The organism is Microlunatus flavus, assembly GCF_900110855.1.
Taxonomy (GTDB): Bacteria; Actinomycetota; Actinomycetes; order Propionibacteriales; family Propionibacteriaceae; genus Microlunatus; species Microlunatus flavus.
Map to the genome: position 1 here is coordinate 506,355 of NZ_FOFA01000003.1, position 26,542 is coordinate 532,896.

Annotated in this window: 26 protein-coding genes; 11 read left to right on the top strand and 15 right to left on the bottom strand. The window is 74.2% G+C overall.

Going from position 1 to position 26,542, the window contains the following annotated elements:
• Positions 1-104: 104 nt before the first annotated feature.
• Entirely contained in the window at positions 105-1,517 is a 1,413-nt protein-coding gene (locus tag BMY04_RS10060; RefSeq protein ID WP_091179360.1) for a lactate racemase domain-containing protein, read from the top strand.
• A 25-nt stretch (positions 1,518-1,542) separates the two neighbouring features.
• Here BMY04_RS10060 and BMY04_RS10065 read toward each other — a convergent pair whose 3' ends face one another.
• Positions 1,543-2,646 carry a Gfo/Idh/MocA family protein gene (locus tag BMY04_RS10065; protein ID WP_091179361.1) on the bottom strand — a complete coding sequence of 368 codons (1,104 nt, stop codon included), beginning with the start codon at positions 2,644-2,646 and terminating at the stop codon, positions 1,543-1,545.
• Positions 2,643-3,470, bottom strand: coding sequence for a sugar phosphate isomerase/epimerase family protein (locus tag BMY04_RS10070; RefSeq protein WP_091179363.1), 828 nt, complete (start codon positions 3,468-3,470; stop codon positions 2,643-2,645). The genes BMY04_RS10065 and BMY04_RS10070 overlap by 4 nt, the downstream gene beginning before the upstream one ends.
• Before the next feature lie 101 nt (positions 3,471-3,571).
• Between BMY04_RS10070 and BMY04_RS10075 the strand changes: the two genes are divergently transcribed.
• Both BMY04_RS10075 and BMY04_RS10080 read left to right on the top strand, forming a co-directional pair.
• The gene (locus tag BMY04_RS10075) at positions 3,572-4,624 is read left to right on the top strand and encodes a Gfo/Idh/MocA family protein (protein ID WP_198410044.1); all 1,053 of its coding nucleotides are present in this window, start codon (positions 3,572-3,574) and stop codon (positions 4,622-4,624) included.
• A complete protein-coding gene (locus BMY04_RS10080) occupies positions 4,624-5,511 on the top strand; it encodes a sugar phosphate isomerase/epimerase family protein (RefSeq protein WP_232506284.1) in 888 nt (295 codons plus the stop codon). Before BMY04_RS10075 ends, BMY04_RS10080 begins: the two co-directional genes overlap by 1 nt.
• Positions 5,512-5,529: 18 nt before the next feature.
• Here the strand turns inward: BMY04_RS10080 and BMY04_RS10085 are convergent, their stop codons facing one another.
• Positions 5,530-6,420: a LysR substrate-binding domain-containing protein gene (locus BMY04_RS10085; protein WP_091179367.1), complete on the bottom strand. Its 891-nt coding sequence runs from the start codon at positions 6,418-6,420 to the stop codon at positions 5,530-5,532.
• A gap of 94 nt (positions 6,421-6,514) precedes the next feature.
• Here BMY04_RS10085 and BMY04_RS10090 point away from each other — a divergent pair, with 94 nt between their 5' ends.
• Positions 6,515-7,639, top strand: a complete 1,125-nt coding sequence (locus tag BMY04_RS10090) for a YeiH family protein (RefSeq protein WP_198410046.1) — start codon at positions 6,515-6,517, stop codon at positions 7,637-7,639.
• 24 nt (positions 7,640-7,663) lie between these two features.
• Here BMY04_RS10090 and BMY04_RS10095 read toward each other — a convergent pair whose 3' ends face one another.
• Positions 7,664-8,242, bottom strand: coding sequence for a TetR/AcrR family transcriptional regulator (locus tag BMY04_RS10095; protein ID WP_091179369.1), 579 nt, complete (start codon positions 8,240-8,242; stop codon positions 7,664-7,666).
• 96 nt (positions 8,243-8,338) lie between these two features.
• Between BMY04_RS10095 and BMY04_RS10100 the strand changes: the two genes are divergently transcribed.
• From BMY04_RS10100 to BMY04_RS10115, 4 genes are all read left to right on the top strand, one after another.
• On the top strand, positions 8,339-9,220 hold the full coding sequence (locus BMY04_RS10100; RefSeq protein WP_091179371.1) for an SDR family oxidoreductase: 882 nt from the start codon (positions 8,339-8,341) through the stop codon (positions 9,218-9,220).
• 154 nt (positions 9,221-9,374) lie between these two features.
• A complete protein-coding gene (locus BMY04_RS10105; protein WP_091179373.1) occupies positions 9,375-10,424 on the top strand; it encodes an NAD(P)-dependent alcohol dehydrogenase in 1,050 nt (349 codons plus the stop codon).
• Positions 10,414-11,472 carry a sugar-binding transcriptional regulator gene (locus BMY04_RS10110; protein WP_091179374.1) on the top strand — a complete coding sequence of 353 codons (1,059 nt, stop codon included), beginning with the start codon at positions 10,414-10,416 and terminating at the stop codon, positions 11,470-11,472. The genes BMY04_RS10105 and BMY04_RS10110 overlap by 11 nt, the downstream gene beginning before the upstream one ends.
• A 58-nt stretch (positions 11,473-11,530) precedes the next feature.
• A complete protein-coding gene (locus BMY04_RS10115) occupies positions 11,531-12,232 on the top strand; it encodes a histidine phosphatase family protein (protein WP_091179376.1) in 702 nt (233 codons plus the stop codon).
• A 12-nt stretch (positions 12,233-12,244) separates the two neighbouring features.
• On the opposite strand, the gene BMY04_RS10120 is transcribed toward BMY04_RS10115, so the two are convergent.
• From BMY04_RS10120 to BMY04_RS10130, 3 genes are all read right to left on the bottom strand, one after another.
• A complete protein-coding gene (locus BMY04_RS10120) occupies positions 12,245-12,970 on the bottom strand; it encodes a DUF1028 domain-containing protein (RefSeq protein WP_091179378.1) in 726 nt (241 codons plus the stop codon).
• Positions 12,967-13,977: an aldo/keto reductase family protein gene (locus BMY04_RS10125; RefSeq protein ID WP_091179380.1), complete on the bottom strand. Its 1,011-nt coding sequence runs from the start codon at positions 13,975-13,977 to the stop codon at positions 12,967-12,969. Before BMY04_RS10125 ends, BMY04_RS10120 begins: the two co-directional genes overlap by 4 nt.
• Positions 13,978-14,067: 90 nt before the next feature.
• The gene (locus tag BMY04_RS10130) at positions 14,068-16,008 is read right to left on the bottom strand and encodes a hypothetical protein (protein WP_198410047.1); all 1,941 of its coding nucleotides are present in this window, start codon (positions 16,006-16,008) and stop codon (positions 14,068-14,070) included.
• A gap of 131 nt (positions 16,009-16,139) precedes the next feature.
• Here BMY04_RS10130 and BMY04_RS10135 point away from each other — a divergent pair, with 131 nt between their 5' ends.
• On the top strand, positions 16,140-16,547 hold the full coding sequence (locus BMY04_RS10135; RefSeq protein ID WP_232506236.1) for an OsmC family protein: 408 nt from the start codon (positions 16,140-16,142) through the stop codon (positions 16,545-16,547).
• Positions 16,548-17,055: 508 nt separating this feature from the next.
• Here the strand turns inward: BMY04_RS10135 and BMY04_RS10140 are convergent.
• A complete protein-coding gene (locus tag BMY04_RS10140; RefSeq protein WP_198410048.1) occupies positions 17,056-17,550 on the bottom strand; it encodes a hypothetical protein in 495 nt (164 codons plus the stop codon).
• A 111-nt stretch (positions 17,551-17,661) separates the two neighbouring features.
• On the opposite strand from BMY04_RS10140, the gene BMY04_RS10145 reads away from it, so the two are divergent.
• Positions 17,662-18,153 carry a DUF6328 family protein gene (locus BMY04_RS10145; RefSeq protein WP_091179385.1) on the top strand — a complete coding sequence of 164 codons (492 nt, stop codon included), beginning with the start codon at positions 17,662-17,664 and terminating at the stop codon, positions 18,151-18,153.
• A 102-nt stretch (positions 18,154-18,255) separates the two neighbouring features.
• Positions 18,256-19,107 (top strand): hypothetical protein, encoded by an 852-nt coding sequence (locus BMY04_RS10150; RefSeq protein ID WP_091179386.1) that lies wholly within the window; start codon positions 18,256-18,258, stop codon positions 19,105-19,107.
• Positions 19,108-19,144: 37 nt separating this feature from the next.
• Here BMY04_RS10150 and BMY04_RS10155 read toward each other — a convergent pair whose 3' ends face one another.
• The 7 genes from BMY04_RS10155 to BMY04_RS10185 form a co-directional block, all read right to left on the bottom strand.
• Positions 19,145-19,942, bottom strand: coding sequence for a nitroreductase family protein (locus tag BMY04_RS10155; protein ID WP_091179388.1), 798 nt, complete (start codon positions 19,940-19,942; stop codon positions 19,145-19,147).
• Positions 19,929-20,276, bottom strand: a complete 348-nt coding sequence (locus BMY04_RS10160; RefSeq protein WP_198410049.1) for a hypothetical protein — start codon at positions 20,274-20,276, stop codon at positions 19,929-19,931. Before BMY04_RS10160 ends, BMY04_RS10155 begins: the two co-directional genes overlap by 14 nt.
• Positions 20,273-20,974: a class I SAM-dependent methyltransferase gene (locus BMY04_RS10165; protein WP_091179390.1), complete on the bottom strand. Its 702-nt coding sequence runs from the start codon at positions 20,972-20,974 to the stop codon at positions 20,273-20,275. Before BMY04_RS10165 ends, BMY04_RS10160 begins: the two co-directional genes overlap by 4 nt.
• Before the next feature lie 30 nt (positions 20,975-21,004).
• Entirely contained in the window at positions 21,005-22,135 is a 1,131-nt protein-coding gene (locus BMY04_RS10170) for a type III polyketide synthase (RefSeq protein WP_091179392.1), read from the bottom strand.
• Positions 22,132-23,475 carry an APC family permease gene (locus BMY04_RS10175; RefSeq protein WP_091179394.1) on the bottom strand — a complete coding sequence of 448 codons (1,344 nt, stop codon included), beginning with the start codon at positions 23,473-23,475 and terminating at the stop codon, positions 22,132-22,134. Before BMY04_RS10175 ends, BMY04_RS10170 begins: the two co-directional genes overlap by 4 nt.
• A gap of 248 nt (positions 23,476-23,723) precedes the next feature.
• On the bottom strand, positions 23,724-24,800 hold the full coding sequence (locus tag BMY04_RS10180) for a threonine aldolase family protein (RefSeq protein ID WP_091179396.1): 1,077 nt from the start codon (positions 24,798-24,800) through the stop codon (positions 23,724-23,726).
• Entirely contained in the window at positions 24,797-26,506 is a 1,710-nt protein-coding gene (locus BMY04_RS10185; RefSeq protein WP_091179399.1) for a glycoside hydrolase family 13 protein, read from the bottom strand. Before BMY04_RS10185 ends, BMY04_RS10180 begins: the two co-directional genes overlap by 4 nt.
• Positions 26,507-26,542: the final 36 nt, after the last annotated feature.

Genomic DNA, 26,542 nt, shown 5'->3' on the forward strand with positions numbered 1-26,542 from the left:
CTCCTCCGTCCGCACCCCGGCCCTGGTCGGTCCGCCGGGAAAGCGGTTGCCCGCACCAGGGGCAACCACTTGCGGTGGGGTGCGGGACTTGCGAGGGTGCGGGGATGACGGCCACCACGACGACGTCCTCCCGAGCCGACGCGTACGGCACCGAGCCCGGCGACCCGTCGCGCGCCCGTCGGATCGGCGGGGCCGGTCGACGGCTGTCGCCGGAGGAGGTGACGGCGTTCGTCGCCGCGTCCTTCGCCCGGCTCGACGTGGACGGCAGGCGTGTCTGCCTCGTCGTGCCGGACGGCACCCGGACCTGTCCCCTGCCGCTGCTGCTGCGGGCCGCGCACGAGGCCCTCGCGGGCCGGGCGGCCGCGGTCACCGTCGTCATCGCCCTCGGCACGCACCACGGCATGAGCGAGGAGCAGCTGGGCCGCCACCTCGGCTACGAGCCCGGGCACGCCGGCGACGCGTACCCGGGCTGGACGGTCCTCAACCACGAGTCCTGGGACCCCGCGACCTTCACCACGCTGGGCACGATCGGGGCCGAGCGGCTGACCGAGCTCACCGGCGGGCTGATGACGGACACCTCGGTCACCGTCCGGATCAACCGGCACGTCGCCGAGGCCGACGTGGCCGTCGTGGTCGGCCCGGTGTTCCCCCACGAGGTGGTGGGCTTCTCCGGCGGCAACAAGTACTTCTTCCCCGGGGTCTCCGGCCAGGAGCTGATCGACCTCTCGCACTGGGTCGGCGCGTTGATCACTAGCGCCGAGATGATCGGCACCGGAGGGACCACGCCGGTGCGGGCCTTGATCAACGAGGCCGCGACCATGATCGACGCGCAGCGGCTGGCGCTCTGCCTGGTCGTCGCGTCGGGCACCGACACCCTCCACGCGGCGGCCTTCGGGGCGCCGGAGGACGCCTGGGCGGCCTGCGCGGAGGTGTCCGCGCAGACCCACGTCACCTACCTCGACGCACCCGTGCGGCGGGTGCTGTCGATCATGCCGACCAAGTACGAGGACATCTGGACCGCGGCCAAGGGCTTCTACAAGCTCGAGCCGGTCGTCGCCGACGGCGGCGAGGTGATCATCTACGCGCCGCACATCACCGAGGTGTCGGTCATGCACCCGCACATCACCGAGATCGGCTACCACAACCGGGACTACTTCCTCGGGCAGTGGGAGCGGTTCCGCGACCAGCCGTGGGGCGACCTCGCGCACTCCACGCACCTGCGCGGGCAGGGCACCTGGTCGCCCGAGGACGGCGAGCGCAACCGGGTCACCGTCACCCTCGCGACCGGCATCCCCCGCGCGGTGGTCGAGGCCGTGAACCTGCGCTACCTCGACCCCGCGAGCGTCGACGTGGCCGCGTACGAGGCCGACCCGGACACGTTCGTCGAGCCGCACGCCGGCGAGGTGCTCTACCGGCTGCGGGCGGGCGGCGCCCAGGGCCGGGGTGCCGCAGGCGCGGGTGGCGGGGACGCGGAGCCCGACGGCCGCGAACCGTCGGCCTCGGGCCTGGACGGGTAGCCGCCCCGGCCGGAGGTGCGCCGCGTCAGAGGCGGACGGGGCGACCGGTGCGTGCGGACTCGTAGACCGCGGTGATCACCGCGATCGAGCGACGGTTCGTCTCGAGGTCGACCCGCAGCGGTTCCTCGCCCGCGAGCGCGGCCAGGAAGTTCTCGTACTGGCGCCGGTGCGCGTTCGCGGGCAGCCTGCCGGGGTCGGCCCCGGCCGTCTCCGCGACCACGCCGGCGGCCTCGGGGAAGTCGGCGACCTGGTTCTGCGAGGTCTCCGCCGACCCGTACGCCCGGTCCTGCGCGGTGCCCTCGGCGGGCGTGCGGTGGAGGAAGGTCAGCGTGTCGTCGTCGATCACGGCCGAGCCGCGGTCCCCGTGCACCTGCAGCCGGACGGTGAGGCCCGGGTACGCGGCGGTCGTCGCGTGCAGGACGCCCAGGGCCCCGCTCTCGAAGGTGACCACGCCCGCCGCCACGTCCTCGACCTCGATGCGCTCGTGCGCCACGGTCGCCGTCGCGGCGATGACCTGGACGGGACGCCCGAGGGCGGCGACGAGCAGGTCGACGGTGTGCACGCCCTGGTTCATCAGGGCACCGCCGCCGTCCAGCTCCCAGGTGCCGCGCCAGTCGCCGGAGTCGTAGTAGCTCTGCCCGCGCCACCAGTCGACCGAGGCGACCCCGCTGGTCAGCCGGCCCAGCTCGCCGGCCTCGACCGCGGCCAGCACGACCTCGGTCGCCGGGTCGAAGCGGTGCTGCGAGATCACCGTGACCAGCGTCCCGGCCCGCCGCTGGGCCGCGATGATCGCGTCGGTCTTCTCGACCGTCACCTCGGCCGGCTTCTCGATGATCACGTGCTTGCCCGCCTCGAGCGCCTCGATCGCGACCTCGCCGTGGCGGCCCGTCGGCGTGCACACGGTCACCACGTCGACGTCCTCACCGGCCAGGGCCTCGGCCAGCGACGTGTACGCGCGGCCTCCGTGCTCCTGCGCCAGCTGCTCGGCGCGCTCCCGCTGGAGGTCGACCACGGCGACGAGCTCGACGCGGTCGTCGAGGTCGTGGACCACCCGGCCGTGGTGCTTGCCGATCACGCCCGCGCCCACGAGCGCCAGCCGGACGCGCCGGTCCGTCGTCCCCGCGCTCATGCGTACGCGATCCCTTCCTCGGTGAGCAGGTCGGTGAAGGCGCGCCAGGCCTGGGTGAACAGGTCGGCGCCGGAGAACCCGCCGTGCGTGCCGGCCAGCGCCAGGTGCGGCTCGAGGGAGAAGAACCCGTCGAAGCCGTCGTCGCGCAGCGCGCGGACCGTCTCGACGAGCTGGCCGTCACCGGCCCCGGCCACGACCACGCTGCCGTCGGCGGCCAGGGCGTCCTTGATCTGCATGTAGACGACGTCGGGGCGCAGCAGGGCGTAGCCCTCGTCGAAGGGCCGGACCCCGACCTGGACGAAGTTGGCCGGGTCCCACGCCAGGCGCAGGTGCGGCGAGCCCACGGCCTCGACGATCTCGTGGCAGCGCCGGGGCACGTCGCCGTAGATCTCCTTCTCGTTCTCGTGGAGCAGCACCACGTCGGCCTGCTCGGCGACCTCCGCCAGCGCCCGCATGCGGCGCAGCACCTCGTCGCGGTGCGCGTCCGGGTCGTCCGCGGTGTCGATGAAGAACGAGAAGATCCGGATGAACGGGGCGCCGAGCAGGCGGGCCACGTCGGCGGCGTGCCGCATGCGCTCGAGGTGCGGCGCGAAGTCGTCCTCGATCTTGATCTTGCCGATGGGCGAGCCGATGCTCGACACCCGCAGCCCCGACGCCTCGAGCTGCCGGCGCACCGCCTCGAGCTGCGCGTCGTCGAGGTCGAGGACGTTGGTCCCCCAGGCGCTGCGGATCTCGACGTACCCGAGCCCGAGCTCCGACGCCACCCGGCACTGGGTCGCGAAGTCCGCGTCGATCTCGTCGACGAACCCCGACAACGTCCACATGGGTCAACCCTCCCGGCCCGCGCCTCTGGGGGCGGCGGGCGCACCTCGTCGTGGCCTCCCTGCCTGGGAAGCGCATTCCAGCCTGGCGTTACCGTACGCCGGTGACCACCTTCGCGATCGTCGGCGGGGGCTGGCGGGCCGGCATGTACCTCGACGTCGCCCGGCAGCTCGGCACGGTCCGCTGCGCGGCCGTGGTGACGCCCCGGCCGCGTCTCGGGCCGTCGCCCGCACCCGTGTTCACGTCGCTCGACGCCTGCCTGCGCGAGGTCGCGGTGGACTTCGTCCTGACCGCCACGCCGCGCCCGGTCACGCCGGGCGTCGTCGTCGAAGCCGTCGACCGGGGCCTGCCCGTGCTGGCCGAGACGCCGCCGGCCGCCGACCTCGAGGGGCTGCGGGCGCTGTGGTCGGCCGTGGGCGCCTCCGGACTGGTCCAGGTCGCCGAGCAGTACCTGCTGATGCCCTCCCACGCGGCGCGGGCTGCGCTGGTCGCCAGCGGGCTCATCGGCACGCCGACGCAGGTGCAGGTGTCGTCGACGCAGGAGTACCACGCCGTCTCGCTGGTGCGGGGCCTGCTGGGTGCCGGCCGGACGCCGGTGGCGGTCCGCGCGACCCGCTTCACCGCGCCGCTCGTCAGCCCGCTCGGCCGCGGCGGCTGGACCGACGACGAGGTCGCGCACCCCACGACCACGACCATCGCGACCCTCGACCTGGGTGAGGGCCGTTCCGGGGTGTACGACTTCACCGAGCAGCAGACGCGCAACCAGCTGCGATTCCGCCGGCTGACCGTCCGCGGCAGCGCCGGCGAGCTGCACGACGACGAGGTGGTGCGCATGACGGGCCCTCGCACCCTGGTGCGCTCTCCCCTGGTCCGCCGCCAGACCGGGCACGACCTGGACCTGATCGGCTACGACACCGAGCACATCTCCGTGGGCGACGAGGTCCTCTACCGCAACCCGTACGTGGGCCGGCGCTGGATGGACGAGGAGATCGCGATGGCGACGCTCCTCGAGCGGACCGCGGCGTGGGTGCACGACGAGGGCCCCGCGCCCTACCCCCTCGCCGAGGGGGCGCACGACCAGCAGGTCGCGCTGGCGATCGCGGAGGCCGCCGAGACCGACGCGACCGTCACCACCACGCTGGAGGCGTGGAGCTGATGGCGCCGCACGAGCACCCCGCAGGAGGAGCCCGCATGGCCCGGATCGGCGTCCAGCTGATGATGCTCAAGGAGCAGGTCGCCCGCAGCGGCCCGTACGCGGTGCTCCAGCGGGTCCGCGAGGCCGGGTTCCGCGCGGTCGAGGTGTCGCAGATCCCGATGACGGCCGAGAACGTCGCCGCGATGCGGCGGGCCCGCGAGGAGCTGGGCGTCGAGTTCGGCGCCCTGTCCGCCGGGCTGGGACCCGGCGCGAACGACTCGCTGCTCGACGACCACGCCAAAGTCGTCGCCGACGCGCGGACGCTCGGCGCCGGTCTGGTGCGGATCGCGATCATGCCGCGCCCGGCGATGGCGTCGCAGGAGGCGCTGCTCCACTTCTGCCGGCAGGCGGAGGAGGCCGCGCAGCGGCTGGCCGACGAGGGACTCGTGCTCTGCTACCACCACCACCACGTCGAGCTCGCCCGGCGCGGCGGCGTCACGGTGCTCGACACGATCCTGGCGGAGGCGCCGACGCTGCGGCTGGAGGTCGACGTGCACTGGGTGCAGCGCGGCGGGAAGGACCCGGTCCGCACGCTGCAGGCGTACGCCGGGCGGGTCGACCTGGTGCACCTCAAGGACTACCGGATCGGCGAGCTCGCGCCGGAGGCGTTCGACGCCGACCGGGCCGGCGACGCGGCCGGCTTCCAGCGGGCCTTCCTCGACGTCGTGCAGTTCGCGGAGGTCGGCGAGGGCACCCTCGACTGGGCCGCGATCGTTCCCGCCGCGCTCGACGGGGGCGCCCGCTACCTCTTCGTCGAGCAGGACGAGACCTACGGGCGCGACCCGTTCGACAGCCTCGCGCTCTCCCGGGACCACCTGCGGGAGCTGGGCTTCGGCGACCTGTTCTGAGGACCCGCCGGCCCCGGTTCAGGGCCGGCGGCGGGCGATCGCCAGCAGGTCGCGGGCCGGGGCCGAGGGCCGTTGCCCGCGGGGCCAGACGGCGCGCAGCCGCCGCGCGAAGGTGGCGCCGCTGACGTCCACGACGCGCACCCGCCCGGCGGCGACGTCGTCGGCCACGGCGAGCTCGCTGACGAGGGCGGGACCCGCGCCCGCCGCGACCGCGGCCAGGACCGCGCGGGTGGTGGACAGCTCGAGCAGCGGCGGCACCGGCGGGCCGAGCGCGGCCAGCGCCGACTCGGCGACGCCGCGGGTGCCGGAGGTCGCCTCGCGGGCCACCAGCCGCGTGCGGGCCAGCTCGTCCGCCTCGACCGGTCGCCGCCGCCGGCCCCAGGCGTGCGCCGGCGGCACCACCAGCAGGAGCCGGTCGGTGGCGACGACGCGCGAGTCCAGGCCCGGCGGCACGGTGGGGCCCTCCACGAAGCCGAGGTCGACCCGGCGGCTCAGGACCGACGCCGCGACCTCGACCGACCCGGCCGCCTCCAGCGACACGGCCGTCTGCGGGCGCTCCACCGCGAGGCGGACGAGCCAGCGCGGCAGCAGCAGCTCGGCCACCGTGAGGCTCGCGCTGACCCGCAGCCGCTGGTCGGTCTCGGAGCGCAGGGCCAGCACCCCGGCCTCGAGGGCGTCGGCGGCGTCGAGCACGGTGCGCGCCCACCCGGCCACCTGCATCCCCTCGGCGGTGAGCGACGAGCCGCGGCTCCCCCGTGTGAGCAGCGGAACGCCGAGCGACGCCTCGAGCCCGCGCACGCGGGCGGAGGCCGCCGGCTGGCTGATCCCGTGGTCGGCCGCGGCGCGGCCGAGGCTCCCCGTCGCCTCCACGCGCAGGAGCAGCCGGAGCGAGTCCACGCTCACGTCCATCGGTACCTCCTATGGGCAGCCATCAGGTGAGCCTATGGTTCGATAGCCGCTCCGCGGCTACCGGGCGGATCTCGCGGCGACCACGCTGGAGGACGTGACGACGCACCTCCTGCCCGACGGTCCGGCCACGGCTCCCGGCGGCAGCGCGCACCGGGCGTGGCGCAGCCGGTGCCGTCCGGACTGCGACCTCGCACCGCTCGACCCGCGGCACCTGCGCCGCCGCCCGGGCACGCCGGCTTGGCCGGGGCTCGCGGTCGTCGCCGGCGCCACGGCCCTCGCCCTCCTGGTGGCGCACCTCGTCCCGGCCGTGAACGCCTCGACGGTGGCCGTGGTGCTCGGCGTGCTCGTGACCAACCTGGGCCTGCACCGCCCGGTGCTCTACCACGGCACCCACCTCGCGTCCCACCGGCTGCTCCGCCTCGCCGTCGTGCTCCTCGGCCTCGACCTCGCGCTGCCCACCCTGGTGGGCCTGGGGTGGTCGGGCCTGCTGGTGGTCCTCACCACGGTGGCGGTCACGTTCAGCGGGACGCTGCTGCTCGGCCGGCTGCTGCGCGTCCCCGCCACGCGGGCGCTGCTGGTGGCGACGGGGTTCTCGATCTGCGGCGCCTCCGCGGTGGCGGCCATGCGCGAGACGGTCGACGCCGACGAGGACGACACCGCGGTGGCCGTGGCGCTGGTGACCCTGTGCGGCAGCCTGGCGATCCTGCTGCTGCCCCCGCTGCGCGGTCCGCTCGGGCTGGACCCGTCCGGGTTCGGCGCCTGGGTCGGCGCCAGCGTGCACGACGTCGGCCAGACCGTGGCCACCGCGAGCCGGGTGCCCGGGGCCCTGCCCGACGCGGTGCTGGTCAAGCTGACCCGGGTGGTCCTGCTGGCCCCGCTGGTCGCCGGCACCGCCGTGGTGCTGCGGCGGCGAGGGGCGCGCCGGGGCGGCGCGACGCCGGGCGCCCCGAGCGGCGTGCGCCCCCCGCTGGTCCCGGCCTTCGTCGTCGCCTTCCTGCTCGCGGTGGCGCTGCGCAGCACCGGGGTGCTGCCGGCCTCCGTGCTCCAGGCGGCGTCGCAGGTGCAGCAGGTGCTGCTCGTCGCGGCGCTGTTCGGGCTGGGCACCACGATCCGGTTCGCCACCCTGCGCCGCACCGGCGGCCGGGCGCTGCTGCTGGGGCTGGTCTCGTGGGTGCTGGTGCTGGGCACCGCGTACGCCGGGGTGCGGCTGACGCGGTGAGGCCCGGCCGGGACGCGGTCGGCGTCAGCGCAGCGTGGCGGTCGCCGAGCGGAGGTCGTCCAGCGCGGCCAGCGACCGCGCGGCCAGGCCGGGCCCGTCCGCCGAACCGTCCTCCGACCAGTCGGCGAAGCCCTGCTTGAACGCGAGCACGCCCAGCTCGGCCGCGACCCGCGCGGTGGGGGCCGGCACACCCCGGCCCACCAGGGCGTCGGTCATAGCCGCGGCCATGCCGACGCTCTTGAGCGCGTCGCGCTCCTGCAGCTCGGTGCTGGCGTCGACCGCGGCCTTGATCCGGGGCCCCAGCTCACGGTTCGCCGGACCCATCGCGGTCGAGGCCCGCTCCAGCCCGGCGGCGACCGCCTCGAGGGGGGTCGCGCCCCCGGGTGCCTCGGCCACGCCCTCGGCCAGCAGGGTGCTCAAGGTCTGCTGCCCCGCCACCAGGAGCTCGCGCTTGTCGCCGAAGTGGCGGAAGAACGTGCTCCGGGTCAGCCCGGCGCGCTCGGCGATCTGCGCCACCGTGGTCTCGTCGTAGCCCTGCTCGGTGAACAGGTCGACGGCCGCCACCACGAGGCGCTCGCGTGCGCCCGGCTCCCACCGCCCCATGCGTCGATCCTAGGGGCCTCGAGTGTGATGCGACACCTGTCGCATGACGGTGCTACGGTGATGGGACATCAGTCCCTTCACTACACCAGGAGCATCATGCACGTCTTCGTCACCGGCGGCACGGGGACCATCGGCTCGGCCGTCGTCCGCGAGCTGCTCGACCACGACCACACCGTCCTCGCCCTCGCCCGGTCCGACCGGTCGGCGGCGACCCTCGAGGCCGCGGGGGCCGAGGTGCTCCGCGGCGACCTCGCCGACACCGACCTGCTGGCGCGCGGGGCGGCGGGCTCGGAGGGCGTCGTGAGCCTCGCGTTCGGGCGCGACTACGGCAGCCCGGAGGCCGTGGCCCGTTCCATGGCCGAGGAGGGCGCGGCCATGGCCGCGCTCGGTGAGGCGCTCGTCGGGTCGGACCGCCCGTACGTCGTGGTGTCGGGGACGCCGTGGATCCCGGGCCGGCTCTCCACCGAGGCGGACCCGCTGCCGACCGGCTCCGGGCTGGACGACCGGGCCCGCTCCGTCGGGGCGGCGCTCGCCCTCGCCGAGCGCGGCGTCCGGTCGAGCGCCGTGCGCATGCCGCGCACCGTGCACGACCACGGCGAGGGCGGGTTCGCAGGGCTGCTCACCGACCTCGCCCGGCGGACCGGCGTGTCCGCCTACCCCGGCGACGGCACCCAGCGCTGGCCGGCGGTGCACGCCGCGGACGCCGCGTCGCTGTTCCGCCTCGCGCTGGAGTCCGCTCCGGCGGGCACGGCCTGGCACGCGGTCGGCGACGAGGGGGACGCCGTGCGCGACATCGCCGCCGTCATCGGCCGGCGCCTGGGCCTGCCCGTCGAGCCCCGGCCGGTCGAGCACTTCGGGACCTTCGGGCCGATCTTCGCGATGGACCAGCCGTCGTCGAGCGCGCACACCCGCCAGGCGCTCGGCTGGACGCCCGTGCACCCGGGCCAGCTCGAGGACCTCGAGCTGCTGCAGCCCTGACGTCCCTGGGCGCCGACGCCGCCCCGGCGTACGGGCCGTACGCACCGGGTGGCGCGCGCCGTTGCTCACCTGAGACACTGGGTCGTCTCATGTGAGAGGCGGCGCCCGGACCCGGGGCGCGGCCCGCACGACCCGCGACCGAAAGGCGATCCGCATGACCGTCACCACCGAGCTCCCCCGGGAGATGACCGCGAGCGTCCTCACCGGCGCCAAGGCCCTCACCGTGGAGCAGGTCCCCGTCCCCTCCTTCGAGGCCGACGAGGTCCTCATCAAGATCTCCGCCGTCGGGGTGTGCGGGTCCGACACGCACTACTACCGCCACGGCGAGGCCGGCGGGTTCGTCGTCAAGGCGCCCATGATCCTCGGCCACGAGTGCTCGGGGACGATCGTCGCGGTCGGCGCCGACGTGCCGGACTCGCGCATCGGGGAGCGCGTGGCGATCGAGCCGCAGCGCAACTGCCGCCGCTGCCGCGAGTGCATGGCCGGGCGCTACAACCTCTGCCCGTACATGGAGTTCTACGCGACGCCGCCGATCGACGGCTCGTTCGCCGAGTACGCCGTCATCCGCACCGAGTTCGCCCACAAGGTCCCCGACTCCATGTCGGACGAGGCGGCGGCGCTCCTGGAGCCGCTGTCGGTGGCCATCACCACCATGCGCAAGGCGGGCGTCGTCCCCGGCTCGAGCATCCTGATCGCCGGGGCGGGGCCGATCGGCATCATCTGCGCCCAGACCGCGAAGGCCTTCGGCGCGGCCGAGATCATCGTCACCGACCTCGTCCCGGAGCGCCGCGAGCGTGCGCTGCGCTACGGCGCCACCCGCGTCATCGACCCGACCGAGACCGACGTCGCGACCGCAGGGCTCGACGTGAACGCGTTCGTCGACGCCAGCGGCGCGGCCCGTGCGGTGTTCTCCGGCATCCAGGCCGTCCGCCCGGCCGGGACCGCCGTGCTCGTCGGGCTCGGCAACGCCGAGATGGTCCTGCCCGTCGAGCACATCCAGAACAAGGAGGTGAGCGTGACCGGCATCTTCCGCTACACCGACACCTGGCCGGCCGCCATCCACCTCGTCTCGACCGGGCAGATCGAGCTCGACTCGCTCGTCACGGGCAAGTTCGACCTCGAGCACGCCGGGGACGCCCTCGAGTCCGACCTCGACCCGCAGAGCCTCAAGTCGATCGTCTACCCGCGGGCGGGTGGGAAGTAGCGTGACCGGCGTCCCCGGCGGCCGTGCCGCGGCCTCCGGGGACGCCAGCCCGGCCGAGGGGGCAGGACGCGCCACGGCGGGACCGTCGTCGACCCGGCTCGCCGTGGCGATCGCCCGCGCGTACTACCTCGAGGGCCGTTCCAAGGTCGAGATCGCCAAGCAGCACGACCTGTCGCGCTTCAAGGTCGCCCGGATCCTCGAGGAGTCGCTGGCCAGCGGCCTGGTGCGCATCGAGATCGCTGACGTGGGCTCCAGCGACACCGAGCTCGCCGAGCAGCTCCGGGAGCGCTACCAGCTGCACCGGGCCGTCGTGGTCAACGGGCCCTTCCGCGGCCCCGAGGCCCTGCGGCCCGCCCTCGGGAGCGCCGCCGCCGACCTGCTCGCCGAGCTCGTGACGGCCGACGACGTCCTCGGCGTCGGCTGGGGCCGGACCCTGTCGGCCATGGTCGACGCGGTGCACGACCTCCCCGCCTGCGAGATCGTCCAGCTCACGGGCATCGCCGGGTCCGTCGCCACCAACAACGCCGACCTGGTGCGCCAGCTGCTCTCCGCCTCCCACGGGGCGCACCACCCCCTCTACGCCCCGCTCGTCGTCCCGGACGCCCAGACGGCCGCTGGCCTGGCCCGGCAGCCCTCGATCAAGGCGACGATGGCGCAGTGGCGTCGCGTCAGCGTCGCCGTCGTGGCGGTCGGCAGCTGGGACGCCGACGGCTCCCAGCTCTACCCCGTGCTCGAGCCGCGCGACCACGCCGCGCTGCGGCGCCACAGCGTCGCCGCCGAGATGTGCGCGGTGCTCTACGACCCCGACGGCCGTCCGCTGACCACCGCCCTCGACCAGCGCCGCATCGGCATCTCCCACGCCGAGCTGGTCCGGGTGCCCGAGGTCGTCGCCGTCGCCGGTGGCCCGACGAAGGCGGCCGCGCTGCGCAGCGTCCTGCGCGGACGGGTGGTCACCAGCGTGGTGACCGACGCCGACGCGGCCCGCGAGCTGCTCGCCGGGGACGCCACCCTGCAGCCCGCCGTCCGCCGTCGCCCGCACCGCGCCTGAACCCCACGACCCAACCGACCCCGGGCCGCCCCGCGACCCCGACCGAACGAGGACCCTCGTGCGCCTGCTCCTGATCCGCCACGGCCAGACCACGGCGAACGTGCGCGGGGCGCTCGACACCGCGTTCCCGGGCGAACCCCTGACCGACCTCGGACGGGCGCAGGCCGCCGCCGTCCCCGCGGCGCTCGAGGACGAGGACGTCACCGCCGTCTACGCCTCCAACCTGACCCGGACCCGCCGGACCGCGGAACCGCTCCGCGCCGCCCGCGGGCTTCGCGTCGGCATCCGGCCCGGGCTGGCCGAGGTCCGCGCCGGCGACCTCGAGCTGCGCGCCGACGAGGTGGCCGTCCGCGGCTACGTCGACTGCCTCGTCGCCTGGATGGGGGGCGACCTCGACCGGCGCATGCCCGGCGGCGCGGACGGGCACGCGTTCTGGGCGCGCTACGACGGCGCGCTCACCGCGATCGCCGAGCGGCACAGCGGTCGTACGGTCGCCGTCTTCAGCCACGGCGCCGCGATCCGCGTCTGGACGGCGCTGGCGACCCGGATGGCGCTCGAACGGGCCGAGCAGCTGCACGTCGCGAACACCGGCATGGCCGTCCTGGAGCACCGGCCGGGCCGCGGGTGGGACCTCGAACGGTGGTCGACCGACCCGGTCGGGGGTGCCCACCTGCTCGACACCCGCGCCCGGGACGTCACCGGCGACAGCGTCGACGACGTGGAGGCCGCGACGCAGGCCGAGGGTCGCCCGTCGCGCTGACGGCCCGCCCGCTCAGCGGGTCGTGGGGCTCCCCTGCTCGCGCCACTGCTCCGGAGTGACGTCGGGGTGGTCGAGCCAGTAGTCGGCGTAGTAGTCCACGAACGGCGCGAACTGCTCGACGATGCGCCGCAGCTCGGGGATCGCGTCACCGCCCACCGGTGCGACGTCGACCCGCAGGTCGAGCAGCGGACGCGGGGACGCCGGACCGGCGACGACGACGGTGGAGGACAGGTGCGTCACGCCCTCACCACCCGCGGCCAGGCCGGCCTCGACGGCGCCCAGCAGGCGGTCGGCGAAGATCTCGGCCGTCACGCCCTCCGCCCCGCTCGCCCGGCTGGCCTCGTAGCGCTCGGCCATCGCGTCGAGCACGCCCTGGCCGACGAGCAGGTTGCCCAGCACGGCGTACGCGTCCCCGGTCCGGTGGGCGGCGTACGGCCCGCAGCTCGGCCCGGTGTGGGCGCCGACCCGGCCGTCGGGCGTGACGACGCCCACCTGGCGGTGGCCGAAGTGCGCGTCCGTGGTCGCGAGCGCGCGGAGGGTGGCGTCCGGCTCGAGCCAGCTGCCGACGAGGTCGAGCGCGCGCCGGCCGATGCGCCAGTCGCTGTGGCTCTGCGAGGCGACGGCCGCCACCCCCGAGCGGACGTGGGTGCAGCGCGAGGCCACCCCCATCGCGCTCGTGCCCTGGCAGAGGCCGACGAGGCCCGTGCCGGGGTCGGCGGCGACGATCGTGAAGGTCACGCCTCGCGCGTCTTCGGCGAGCTCTCGGCCGTCTTCGCCGGGTCGCGCTCGATGACCGGGTCGAGGATCTCGTCGACCTTGGCGAGCAGGTCGGCGTCGAGGGTGACGCCGGCGGCCGCGGCGTTGTCGGTGACCTGCTCGGGGCGCGAGGCACCGATGATCGCGGTGGCGACGTTGTCGTTCTGCAGGGTCCAGGCGACGGCGAGCGCGGCCATGGACAGGCCGGCCTCCTGCGCCAGCGGGACGAGCTGCTGGACGCGCTCGAGGACGTCGTCGCGCATCCAGCGGGCGATCATGTTCGCGCCGCCCTTCTCGTCGGTGGCGCGCGAGCCCTCGGGCAGCGGCTGGCCGGGCTTGTACTTGCCGGTCAGGACGCCCTGCGCGATCGGCGACCAGACGACCTGGGAGATGCCCAGCTCCTTCGAGGTCGGCACGACCTCGCCCTCGATCACGCGCCACAGCATCGAGTACTGCGGCTGGTTGCTGATCAGCTGGAACCCCAGCTCACGAGCCAGCGCCGCGCCGTCGCGCAGCTGCTGCGCCGTCCACTCGCTGACGCCGACGTAGAGGACCTTGCCGGCCCGGACGAGGTCGGCGAACGCCTGCATCGTCTCCTCCAGCGGCGTCTCCACGTCGTAGCGGTGCGCCTGGTAGAGGTCGATGTAGTCGGTCTGGAGGCGCTGCAGCGAGCCGTTCGCGGCCTCCATGATGTGCTTGCGCGACAGGCCGAGGTCGTTGTGGCCCTTGGGCCCGATCGGGCCGAACACCTTGGTGAAGATCTCCAACGACTCGCGCCGCTCGCCCTTCAGCGCCTCGCCGAGCACGGTCTCGGCCTTGGTGTTGGCGTAGACGTCCGCGGTGTCGAACGTGGTGATGCCGTTGTCGAGCGCGGCGCGGACGCAGGCCTGCGCCTGCTCGTTCTCCACCTGCGAACCGTGGGTCAGCCAGTTGCCGTAGGTGACCTCGGAGATCTTGAGGCCGGAGTTGCCCAGGTAGCGGAAATCCATAGCCCCACCCAACCATGTCGGCCGGGACCGACCCGGCGCGCCCTCGTGCGGGACGCCGGGCGGACGTGAGCAACGTCGGCGGACCGGTCGTCAGCAGACCGGGAAGCACCTCAGGTAGGCGATGCTGCTGCCACCCAAGGGGTTGGGCGCCACCGACGGGCCGACGCCGTTGACCACGTGGTCGATGGTGCCGGCCTGGTTGAGGCTGACGATGACGAGGTCGCGCAGCCGCACGCCGCCGTTCTCGGGCACCTCGAAGGACTGCGTGAGGTGCAGCGTCGGGTCGACGTTGGTGTAGATGTAGGAGCCGCCCGCCCACAGGTCGTGGTGCCTGACCTTGTCGCCGACCTTGTACGCCGCCCAGCCGAGCGTGCTCCCGTGGCGCCACGCCGCCTGGTCGGGCGCGTCGTACGGCAGCTCGTTCTGGAAGAAGATCGTCCGCCCGCGCTCGCCGGTCCAGACCACGTTGTAGCGCTGGTAGTGCTCGACGAACAGACCGGTCGCGGTGACGTCGTCGCCCTTCACCACCACACCGGTGGCCGCGGTGTTCACCGTCCAGCCGACGCCCTCGCCGTGGTCGGCCCGCCAGGCCCAGATGTCGTCGAGGACGACGTGGTCGCTGTTCACGACCAGGCTGGTCCGCGCCCTGCCGACGTGCGGCCCGCCGATGCGGAAGAAGACGTCCTGCACGGCGGTGGGGTTGCGCTTCGTCGACCCCTTCGGGCCCTTGCGGTGGCCCTGGCCGAGCACGAGGAGCGCCTTGGAGCTCTTGGCGCCCGCGTCGATGGTCAGGCCGGCGACGTCGACGCCGGCCACGTCGGCGACCTCGAGCGGGGTCACGCCCTTCTCGGCGGTCAGCGTCGCCAGGCCGAGGCCGAGCACGACGGTGCCGGCGCGGCGCACGTGCAGGGTGCGGTCGATGCCGTAGACGCCCGGGGTGAAGAGCAGGTTCCTGCCCTTGGCCAGCTGGCGCTCGATCTTCTTGGCCGAGTCACCCGGCCGCGCGACGAAGAACCGCGAGATCGGCAGCGAGGTGCCGGGCGTCGAGCCGTTCGCCCACGTGATGCCCGTGCTGTCGCGCTGCACCTTCGGGACGAACACGCGGTAGCGACCGCGCGCGTCGAGGTAGAGGTAGGGCTTCTCCTTGCTGACCGGCGTGGTCGGCAGCGTCGTGTACTGCGGGTCGGGGAACGACTGCGCCGGCGCGCCCTGCACGCCCGCGAACGTCTGGTTCCACACGGCGTTCGACCAGGTGCCGACGGTGCTGTTCCGGGTCAGCCACTGCTGCTGCGACCCGTTGGTCACCGCGCCGAGCCGGGAGTCGGCAATGAACCCGCCGCTGGCGTACGAGGGGCCGGTGCAGTAGTCCATGAGGGTCGTGGCGCCGGTGACGTCCACGCGCCGCATGGGCGCGGCCTGGGACACGGCCCAGAACTCGGTGCCCGGGGTGCAGCTCGTGCCGCCGGCCGGGTTGATCGTGAGGTTGGACAGCGAGCGCCAGAAGTTGTTCAGCGCGATGCAGCCGCTGGCCGCGTCGCACTGGTTGGCGACGTTGATCGTGCCGTTGATGACCACGTCGCCGGGGTCTCGCCCCAGCCCGGCCACCTCGGTGTAGTAGCCGACCTGGAAGGCCAGCGGCTTGTCCGCCGAGCCGTACGTCCCGGGCGCGAAGAGGATCGCGTCGCGCTCGGGACCGAACTGGTTGCCGATCTGGCGGGCGGCGATGGCGTCGAGCCGCGCCTGGACCTCGTCCTGCGGCTGGTCGGGCGTCACGAGGGTGACGTTCGCGCCGAGGTCGGGGCCCTTCGCGGCCGGGCTCGGGCCGGCTGGTGCGCTCGGGTGCGCCGGCCCGCTGGGCCGCACGGGTGCGGCCGGCTGCACGGGCGTGGCGTCGGCCGGCGCGACCAGGCTCGAGGTGACCAGGGCGCTGAGGGCCAGGGCGCCGACCAGCGCGGCGGCACGGCGACGGACGCGGCCTGTACGGGGTCGTGGGTCGGCGCTGAGGTCGCGCTGTGGGGGTGTGGTGGGCATCGTCGCCGCTCCTCGGGGGGTGGTGGTGGGGTGACAGCAGGAGCGCTTTACCCGTACGGCGGCCCGCCATGTGCAGGTTCCGCGGGCGATCTCGCTCGACCCACCCGGGGGACCGGCGGGAGGATCGGCGGGTGGACGACTTCTCGGTGGTGGCGGCGGCCGGTTCGTGGCGCAGCGAGAGCGGAACCGCGGTGCACGTGCCGCACCGCTGGACCGACGAGGGCGTGACGGTCGAGGCCCCGTTCACGGGGGCGCACCTGCTCCACCTCGCGGTCGCGGGCTGCGTGCTCAACGACGTCTACCGCGAGGCGGCGAGGCTGGGTGTCGTCGTCGACGGGGTGCGGGTGCGGGCGAACGGCGGCTTCGATCCCGGGAGCTGGCGCTCGACGGGGATCACGTACGCGGTCGACCTCGACATCCCCGCCGGGCCGGACCAGCGGGCCGCGCTGCTCGCCGCGGTCGATGCCGTGGCCGAGATCCCGCAGGCGCTGCGCCAGGGCGCCGACGTGTCGCGGTCGCCGGAGGGCTTCAAGGCCTGAGACGTGGTTGGAGCCGGCCGACCATGGGTCGACCGGCTCCGGCCAGCAGGCTCGGCGATCCCCCGATCGTCGGACGAGCCGGACTGGTCTGTGCCTTGACGTTACGGCGGGAACCGGACGCGGGGCCAGGGTTCGACGGCCGGATGTCAGCAACAGGACACGTCCGGAACCTGACACGGCCACGACGCGACGGGGGCCTCGCCGTCCTCTAGCGTGTGCGGTGCGGGACGAGGAGATGAACCCCCGAGCATCCCCTCGTCCCGCTTCTTCTTGCTCCTGCTCCGCGCCCGCCGGGCTCGCGTCGAGCGCAGGTCCTCCCGACGAGCGGCTTCGCCCAGGTCGCTCACATCCACGTGGAGCTCCGCGGTGCACCCAGGAACCTGCGGCTTCCCCGGAGCAGATCTGCTGGGCGGAGCATCGGCATTTCCCGTGATCCTGAAAAACCCGAGGCGGCGGACGGCGGACGGCGGGCGAGTACGGCGGCCGAGGTCGGCCGGCTCGGGAACCCTCAGTGGCTCGTACGGCCCCGGGTCGGGCGCAGCGCGGGCGAGATCCAGCGGTCGGCGACCAGGCCGGTCACGGTCGCGTACACCGCCTTGTGGAGCACGTCGACCGCCTGCTCCCGCGCCGGCCAGGTCATGGGCGGCGCGCCGACGCCGGTGGTGTTCTCGACCGTCTGGTCGACGGCCAGCCGGACGACCGTGTGCCACGCGCTCGCCACCGGCCCGCGGATGCCGGTGACCGCCCAGACGCCGCGCAGGCCGCCGACGGCCGCGCCCGTGCCCCAGTGCATGAGGTGGTTCCAGACCGGTGGCTGGTCGGCGTCGCCGGGGTGACGCCCCAGCAGGGTCAGCAGCGCCCGGGCCGGGACGTAGGAGTCGGGGCGGTGGGTCAGCGCCTGCTCGAGCTTCTCCCCCACGGTCATCACGGCGACGCCGGCGAGCCCGGAGACCGCTCCCTGCGCCCAGGCCCTCGCCAGCAGCCCCGCACGTCCTCGCACCACGCACCTCCCCGTCGACCGAGCGGCCACCGTACGGCGCTCGGACCTGATAGGTCTGGGAGCGCACGGCGGGCGGGGGCGGACCGCCACGGACGCAGGGAGGACGACGGCGAGGTGCCGAGCGACGACGACGTCGACGCGCTGGACGGGCGCGACGAGAGCGACAACGAGCGCAGCGACCGGAACTGGAACGAGCTGCTCCAGGAGACCCGGATCGTGCAGACCGGGACGCAGATCCTCAGCGGCTTCCTGCTGACGATCGCCTTCCAGCCGCGCTTCGCCACGCTGTCGACCTTCCAGCACGACGTCTACCTCGCGCTCGTGCTGCTCTCGACCCTGACGACGGCGCTGGCCCTGTCCCCCGTGGTGCTGCACCGGCGGCTGTTCCGCCGGCACGCCAAGCACCAGGTGGTGCAGGTCGGGCACCGGCTGATCCTCTGCGCGCTCACCGGCCTGGGCCTGGTGATGACCGGCACCGTGCTGCTGATCTTCGACGTCGCCGAGGGCCTGAGCGGCGCGACGTGGGCGGCCGCGGCCGTGGTCGTGGTGCTCGTCGGGCTGACCCTCGGGCCGACGTTCGTGGCCCGCCGAGGGCTGCGTTCCTGAGGAAACTTCTCAGCATTTCTGGCGCAGCGGTATCAGCAGGGTCGAGCACCGCTCCTACGAGCCGTCCGCACTCCGCGGGCCACGACGACGAGGAGCCCTCCCATGCACCACCGAAACCGCTCGAGCCTCGCGGCCGCGGCGACCGTCTTGCCGGCCGCGCTGCTGAGCCTGCTGCTGGTGCCGCCGGCGGCGCAGGCCGCGCCGCGCAGCCCGGACCCGGAACGTCTCGTGGTGGCGCAGGGGCCGGCGCCCCGCTCGTCCGTCGCGTCCCGGAAGGCGCCTGCCTCCATCGACTCCGACGTGTACGCGTACGCGATCAGCCCGACGTTCCGCACCTACTTCGTCGCCGCCGGCCACCTCACGCTGTCCCTGAAGCCCGGCAGCACGACGAAGTACAGCGGGTCGTTCGTCGACTACGTCGGCGGGTCGCCAAGCAAGGCCGCCGCCGACGCGTCGGACCCGGCGGCCCCGACGATCAGCCTGAAGGGCAAGAACGGCTCGTTCACCTTCAAGGGCGACACCTACTTCGGCGGCGACTCCTACAGCGCGACCGCCACCAAGGTCTCCTCGAAGCTCGGGATCAAGGCCAAGGACGTCTACCTCGCGGCGGCCAAGCACTCCGTGAAGACGGCCACGTACAGCATCGTGCTGACGGAACGCTCGGGCCCGGTCAACCGCCCCTTCGAGTACAGCGGCTCGCTGACCATCGCCTACGACGCCAACAACCGCATCTCCGGCGGCCAGGTCACCGTCACCGGCCGCAAGGGCAAGAACGTGACGAACGCGCTCAAGAACAGCGGCTACTTCGGCACCAGCTACTTCTACACGGTCGCCAAGGTCGACAAGACGTCGATGGGGATCTCCGGCACGTTCGACGGACCGGACTTCAGCGGGTTCGGTTTCGCGGGCAGCGGGTCGAAGACCACGCAGTGGGTGGTGTCGGGAACCCCCTGACGCCCGGAGCGGTGGACCGGCTGCGACCGGTGGGAGCTCAGCCCTCGCCGTCCCAGCCGGCCTGCGGCGTGCGGCACGAGTTGCGGAACACGTACTGCGACGGCAGCCGGCGCTCGTGGCTGGACCAGTCGATCGCCGGGCGCGACGACTGCTCGGGCAGGTATCCGAGCCGGTAGACCGCCATCAGCTCCAGGTCGTCGGGCACGGCGAACAGCTCGACGAGGCGGTCCCACTGCCCCTCGACCTCCATGGGGAACGAGACGAACTGGATGCCCATCCCGATCTCGACGGTGGTCAGCCAGACGTTCTCCATCGCCGCGCCCATGCTGAACAGCGAGTAGAAGCTCGACAGCTGGCCCGGGCGGTACTCGGCCCGGTCGAGCATCACGCCGAGCAGCAGCGGCGAGCCGGCGACCAGCTTGCGGTTCTCCGAGCCGAGGGTCTGCGGGACCCGCAGCTGGTTCATGATCTTCTGCCCGCGGGCGGTGAAGACCTGCTTGGTGAACGGTCGCAGCGGCGCCGGCAGCTTGTCGAAGAGCATTCCGCTGCGCTTCTGCGCCATCTCGGCGGCGGAGAAGCGGAAGTAGGGCTTGTAGCGCTCGAAGAAGGTGCCGTTCGACATGGCCGTGGTCATGCTCGACCCGCTGATCTCGGCGACCTGGTCGATCACCGACCGGTCGTCGACCAGGACGAAGCGCCAGGGCTGGCTGTTCAGCTGCGAGGGCGCCCGGCCGGCCACCTCCATGAGCAGCCGCTGGTGCTCCTCGCTGACCGGGTCGGGACGGAACGGCCCGTTCGTGGTCTTGCGGCGGCGGACGACGTCAAGGAACTCCATGCTGCTCCTGCAGGGCTCGGCGGAGGCTGGCGGCGAAGAAGGGCGCCGCGCTGAGGGCGACCAGGGGGTGGCGGCGGGACCGGGCGCTGACGTGGGCCACGGCGGTCAGCGGCAGGGCGGCGGGCAGCAGGGCCAGGCCCGCCCGGCTGCGGCTCCACAGCAGGCTGCTGGCGGCGCCGCCCGCCAGCACGCAGGTGCTGACGTAGAGCGCGTGGTGCACCCAGCGGAACCGTCGGGTGTCGACGAGGCGCAGCGCGACGGCGGACCCGAGCGCGACGTTGGCCGCGTAGGCGGTGGTGGCCGCTGTGAACAGCACGACGGGCCGCGGCGTCACCCCGCCTCCCCGGGGGCGTCGTGGCGCAGCAGCAGCCGGAACGGTGGGAACGGCTCCGCCCGCCAGCCGGGTCGCACGCCGGCGAGCTCGGCCGGTGCGTGGCTGCGGCGGATCGAGCGCAACCCGTCGGTGCGCAGGAACGAGGTCCGCGCGAGCGGCGCGGTCGCCACCCCGTACGCGCCGTGCGCCAGCCGCGAGCGGCGCAGGTCGTTGTGGAGGGCGAGCCGGGTCGCGAGCCGCTCGCCGTCGGCGAGCAGCTGCTGCAGCGCGTCGTCGTCGAGGTGGTGCAGCACGTGGTTGGAGACGACCACGTCGAAGCGCCGGCCCTCCTCGACCAGGTCGTGGCTGGTGGCCTGCCGGAACGTCACGCCGTCGGGCCGCGGCCGTCGGGCGACGTACGCCGTCGCCCGCGGGTCGGGGTCGACCGCGGTCACCTCGAGGGGGATGCCGTCGCGCCGGGCCCAGGCGGCCAGGTCCACGGCGACGTCGCCGCCGCCGAAGCCGACGTCCAGCAGGCTCGGGCGCGGGCTGGTCGCGAGCACGGGTGCCAGCTCGCGGGCCCAGAGCCGGCGCCAGCCCGACACGAGCCGGTTGACCACGCGGAACTGCGCGTACGTCCGCTCGAGCAGCGCCAGGTCGCAGGCCGGGTCGTCCATCAGCTCGACGACCTCGGTGTCGCGGTGGGCGAAGCGGCTCATGCGGCGCTCACGCTCCGCTCCTGCGTGGGCTCACGCCCCCATCCTGCGCGTGAGGAGCGCGCTCTCCACGGTCAGGCCCGGGCCGAAGGCCATGGCGGCCAGCCGCTCGGTCGCGCCTGCCGGCTGCGCGAGGAGGTCGGCGAGCACGAAGAGGACGGTGGCGCTCGACATGTTCCCGTAGCGGCGCAGCACCGCGCGGGAGGCCGCCATCGCCTCGTCATCGAGCCCGAGCGCGGTCTGGACGTGGTCGAGGACGCTGCGACCGCCGGGGTGGACCGCCCACCGGTCGACGTCGGCGGGGTCGACGTCGCCGAGCAGCGCGGGGACGGCGGCGGGCAGCGACGACCCGAGGATGCGCGGGACGTAGCGGGTCAGCACCATGTCGAAGCCCTGGTCGCCGATCGACCAGGTCATGTCGGCCTCGCCCTCGTCGCTGAGCGTCGTGCCCAGCGCGTCGAGGGTGACGACGTCCTCACCGGGGCCCGGCGGCCGGCCGCTCAGCACCGCGGCCGCGGCGCCGTCCGCGAACAGCGACGAGGCCAGGACCGTGTCGAGGTCGTCGCCGAGGTGCAGGTGCAGCGAGCAGAGCTCGGCGCACACGACGAGGACGACGGCCTCCGGGTCGGCCCGGCAGACGGCGTCGGCCAGGCGCAGCGCGGGGAACGCCCCGTAGCAGCCCATGAACCCGAGGTGGAAGCGCTGCGTCGTGGGCGCCAGGCCGAGCTGGCGCACCAGCACGTGGTCCGGGCCGGGGGCGAAGAAGCCGGTGCAGGAGACCGTGACGACGTGGGTGACGTCGTCAGGCGTGAGGTCGGTGGAGGCCAGCGCCTGCTTGGCCGCGTCGAGGAACAGCCCCGGCGCGTGGCGCACGTACAGGCCGTTGCGCGTCCCGGTCGAGGGCGACAGCACGCGTCGCGCGGTGGCGTCCACGAGCACCGGCTCGGAGGCGGCAGGACGCTGCGCGAACTCGTCGACCACGGTGTGGCGGGTCTCGATGCCGGACGCGTCGAACGTCGCGTGCAGCCGCCGCAGGCCCAGCCGGCTCAGCCCCGGCTGCTCGGCGAGGAGGTCGCGCAGGTCGGGCTGGCGCAGCACCGTCACCGGGACGGCCGTGCCGAGCGCGCGCAGGTGGACCGGCGCGTCCGAGCGGGCAGGGCTCACGGGGCGGTCGTCCCGGCGGACGAGCGGCGACGCGTGAGGCGGGCCAGCGCGTACAGCACCACGCCGACCAGCAGCAGACCCAGCCCGTACACCCACACCCGTCCCTCCTGCTGCGTCAGCAGCAGCACGCAGGACGCCAGTCCTAGCACGGGAACGAAGGCCGGCACCCGGAAGTGCCGGTGCTCCACCCGGTCGCGGCGCAGCACCAGGACGGCCAGGTTGGTGCTGATGAAGACGAAGAGCAGCAGCAGCACGACCGTCGACGCCAGGGTGGACAGGTCGCCGACCAGGGTCAGCAGCATCGCGACCACGGTGGTCGCGACGATCGCGACCCACGGCGTCCTGCGGCCCGGCAGGACGCGGCCGAGGACCCGGGGCAGGAGGCCCTGCTCGGCCATCCCGTACGTCACCCGGCTGGCCATGATCATGGTCAGCAGCGCCCCGTTGGCGACGGCGACGAGCGCGATGAGGCTGAAGACCCAGCCCGGCACGCCCACGCCGGTCGCAGCGACGACGGCGAGCAGGGGGCCGCTGGAGGCCGACAGGTCCTGCGTCGGCAGCGCGATCGCGCTGGCGAGCCCGACGAGCACGTAGACGACGCCGGCGGTGAGCAGGGCGCCGAACAGCGCGCGGGGGTAGACGCGGCTGGGTTCGCGGACCTCCTCGGCGACGTTCGCGGAGGTCTCGAAACCGACGAAGGAGTAGTAGGCGATGACGGCGGCCCCGAGGACCGCAGCGCCCGGGCTCACCCCCGCGGGCAGCTCGGTCACCCGGGACACCTCGCCCCCGCCCCGGCCCAGCAGGATCGCCACGGTGACGATGACGATCACGAGGCCGCTGACCTCGACCACGGTCATGACGACGTTGCTCTTGAGCGACTCGCTGATGCCGCGGGCGTTGAGCGCGGCGACGAGGGCGAGGAAGACGACGGCGGCCGGGACGGCGGGGACGTCGACGAACGTGCCGAGGTAGTCCCCGGCGAAGGCGAGCGCCAGGCCGGCGGCGCTCGTGACGCCGGCGGCCAGCATGCTGAAGCCGACGAGGAAGGCGATGAGGTCGTTGCGGAAGGCACGCTCCGCGAAGATCGCGGCGCCGCCGGCCCGCGGGTACTTCGTGACGAGCTCGGCGTACGAGCCGGCCGTCAGCAGCGCGAGCAGCAGCGCGACCGCCAGCGGCGCCCACAGCGCGCCGCCGACCTCCTGGGCCAGCACGCCCATGAGCGCGTAGACGCCGGCGCCGAGGACGTCGCCGAGGATGAAGAGGTAGAGCAGCGGGCCGGTGATGCTCTGGCGCAGCTTGGAGCCCTGCTGCTCGGGACGCACGTCCTGCGCGGTCGCCATCGTGGTCCTCCAGGGTCGTCGGAACGCCCCCCGGGACGGCGGACGACCCTCGAGCCCTACCCGCCGTCGGCGGGTCCAACCAGGTCCCCGCCGCCACGCGTCCTGCCCACCCCGTAGATCTTCCCCGACCTCACGTTCCCCCGCCGAGCGGTAGGTTGCCGGGGATCTACTCGGGTAGATCGCGCTGCAACCTACCGCTCGACGGTCTGGGAGGGGCGGAGGTGAGGTGAGGTGAGGTGGCGGGGCTGTCAGGTGGTGCGGCTGAGCTCCTGGCGGACCACGGCGACGAACGCGTCGACGTCGGCCTCGGTCGTGTCCCAGGAGGTCATCCAGCGCACCACGCCGCGCGGGGTGTCCCAGTCGTAGAAGCGCACGCGCTCGCGGATGCGGTCGGCCACGCCGGGCGGCAGCGCGACGAAGACCGCGTTGGCCTGCGTCGGCTGCACGAACGTGAGCCCGGGCAGCGACCCGTCCGCCACGCCGGGCTCGAGCGCGGCGCGCAGGCGGGACGCCATCGCGTTCGCGTGCGCCGCGCTGCGCAGCCCCAGGTCGCCGTCGAAGAGGGTCAGCAGCTGCGCGGAGGCGAAGCGCATCTTGCTGGTCAGCTGCATGGTCAGCTTGCGCAGGTAGGTCAGCCCGGTCGCGCGCTCGGGGTCGAGGACGACGACGGCCTCCACGCCGAGCAGGCCGTTCTTGGTGCCGCCGAGCGTGAGCACGTCGACACCGGTGTCCGCGGTGAACGTCCGCAGGTCCGTCCCGAGGGCGGCCGCCGCGTTCCAGATGCGGGCCCCGTCGAGGTGGAGGGCCATGCCGCGGGCGTGGGCGTGCTCGGCCAGGGCCGCGACCTCGTCGGGGGTGTAGAGCGTGCCCACCTCGGTGGTCTGCGTGATGCTCACGGCGAGCGGCTGGGCGCGGTGCTCGTCGCCCCAGCCCCACGCCTCGGCGTCGACCAGCGCGGGCGTGAGCTTGCCGTCGGGGGTCGCGACCGGCAGCAGCTTGAGACCGGTGACCCGCTCGGGCGCGCCGGCCTCGTCGGTGTGGATGTGCGCGTTCGTCGTGCAGACCACCGCACCCCAGCGCGGCAGCACGCTGGTCAGCGCGAGCACGTTGCCGCCGGTGCCGTTGAGCACGGGGTACGTCTCCGCCCGCTCCCCGAGGTGCTCGCGGACGACCTCCTGCAGCCGGGCGGTGTAGGCGTCCTCGCCGTACGACACCTGGTGGCCGCCGTTCGCCGCGGCGAGCGCCTCCAGCACCTCGGGGTGCACGCCGGCGTAGTTGTCGCTGGCGAAGCCGCGCCAGCCCGGGTCGTGCAGCCGGGCGGTCACCGCTGCCCCGCCCGCACCCAGACGGTGACGTCGGTCGGCACCCGGCCCCCGACCAGCGGCGCGCTGGCCAGCACGACCTGGCCGGCCGGGACGTCCACCGGGGCCGGGCCGAAGTTCGTCAGGCAGTGCCAGCCGCCGGGGCGAATGACGTGGACGACCGCCGGGGACGACGGTTCCCAGGCGAGCCCCTCGCCGCGTCCGAGCCCGCCGAGCTCGCGGCGCAGCGCCAGCGCGGCGCGGTAGAGCGCGAGGCTCGAGGCCGGGTCGCCCGCCTCGGACGCGACGCTGAACCGCGCGAACCAGGCCGGCTGCGGCAGGTGGGGCGGGGCGGAGGCGTCGGCCGGGCTGAACCCGTACGACGGCGGCTCGCTGGTCCACGGCAGCGGCACCCGGCAGCCGTCACGCCCGAGGCGCTGTCCGCCGGTGCGGAAGAAGGTCGGGTCCTGGCGCTGGTCGGCGGGGATGTCGGCGACCTCGAGCAGGCCGAGCTCCTCACCCTGGTAGAGGTACGCCGAGCCGGGCAGCGCCAGCATCAGCAGCGTCGCCGCGCGGGCCCGGCGCGCGCCGAGCTCCTCGTCGACGGTGATCGTCGGGTCGACCCCGAACGCCGGGATGTAGCCGATCGCGTTCGGCTGCCCGGCGGCCGCGGTGATGCCGTAGCGGGTGGGGTGGCGGATGACGTCGTGGTTCGACAGCACCCAGGTCGAGGTCGAGCCGCTCTGCGCGGCGAGGTCGAGGTTCTCGGTGATGACGCCGCGCCAGGCGCCCGCGTCCCAGGGCGCGGTCAGCAGGTCGAAGTTGAACGCCTGCCCGAGGCTCTGCGGGCTGGCGTAGCGGGCGCGGCGGTGCGCCGGCACCCAGGCCTCGGCGACCGCCATGCGGGGCGGGTCGTAGGAGTCGAAGAGGGTGCGCCACTCCGCGTAGACCTCCTGCACGGCGTCGCGGTCCTCGTACGGGTGCTCCCCGTCGGTCAGCGCGGCCAGCTCGGCGAGGCTCGGCAGCGGTTCGGTGAGGTCCTTGACCAGGAGGTTGGCCACGTCGACCCGGAAGCCGTCGACACCGCGGTCGGCCCAGAAGCGCAGCGTGGTGAGGAACTCCTCGCGCACGTCGCGGCGGTCCCAGTTGAGGTCGGGCTGCTCGGGGGCGAACAGGTGCAGGTACCACTGGCCGTCCGGCACCCGCGTCCACGCCGGACCGCCGAAGTCGCTCTCCCAGTCCGTCGGCGGCTCGGCGCCGTCGGGGCCGCGTCCCTCGCGGAAGACGTAGCGGTCCCGCTCGTCCGAGCCCGGTGCGGCGGCCAGCGCGGCGACGAACCACCGGTGCCGGTCCGAGGTGTGGTTGGGGACGATGTCGACCACGACCCGGATGCCCCGCCCGTGCAGCGCGGCGGCCATCGCGTCGAAGTCGGCCAGCGTGCCGAGCTCGGGGGCGACGTCGCGGTGGTCGTCGATGTCGTAGCCGCCGTCGGCCAGCGCCGAGGGGTAGAAGGGGCTCAGCCAGACCGCGTCGACGCCGAGCGCGGCGAGGTGCTCGACGTGGTCGGTGACGCCGCGGAGGTCGCCGATGCCGTTGCCGTCGCTGTCGGCGAAGCTGCGGGGATAGACCTGGTAGACGACGGCGTCACGCCACCAGTCGTCGCGGGCCGCGTCTCCCGTCGAAGCAGAGGCGGTCGGAGCAGCGGCGGTCGGGACGGCGTCGTCGGGCACCGGCCCACCGTAGGAGGTCGGCGTCTCACGCCCGTC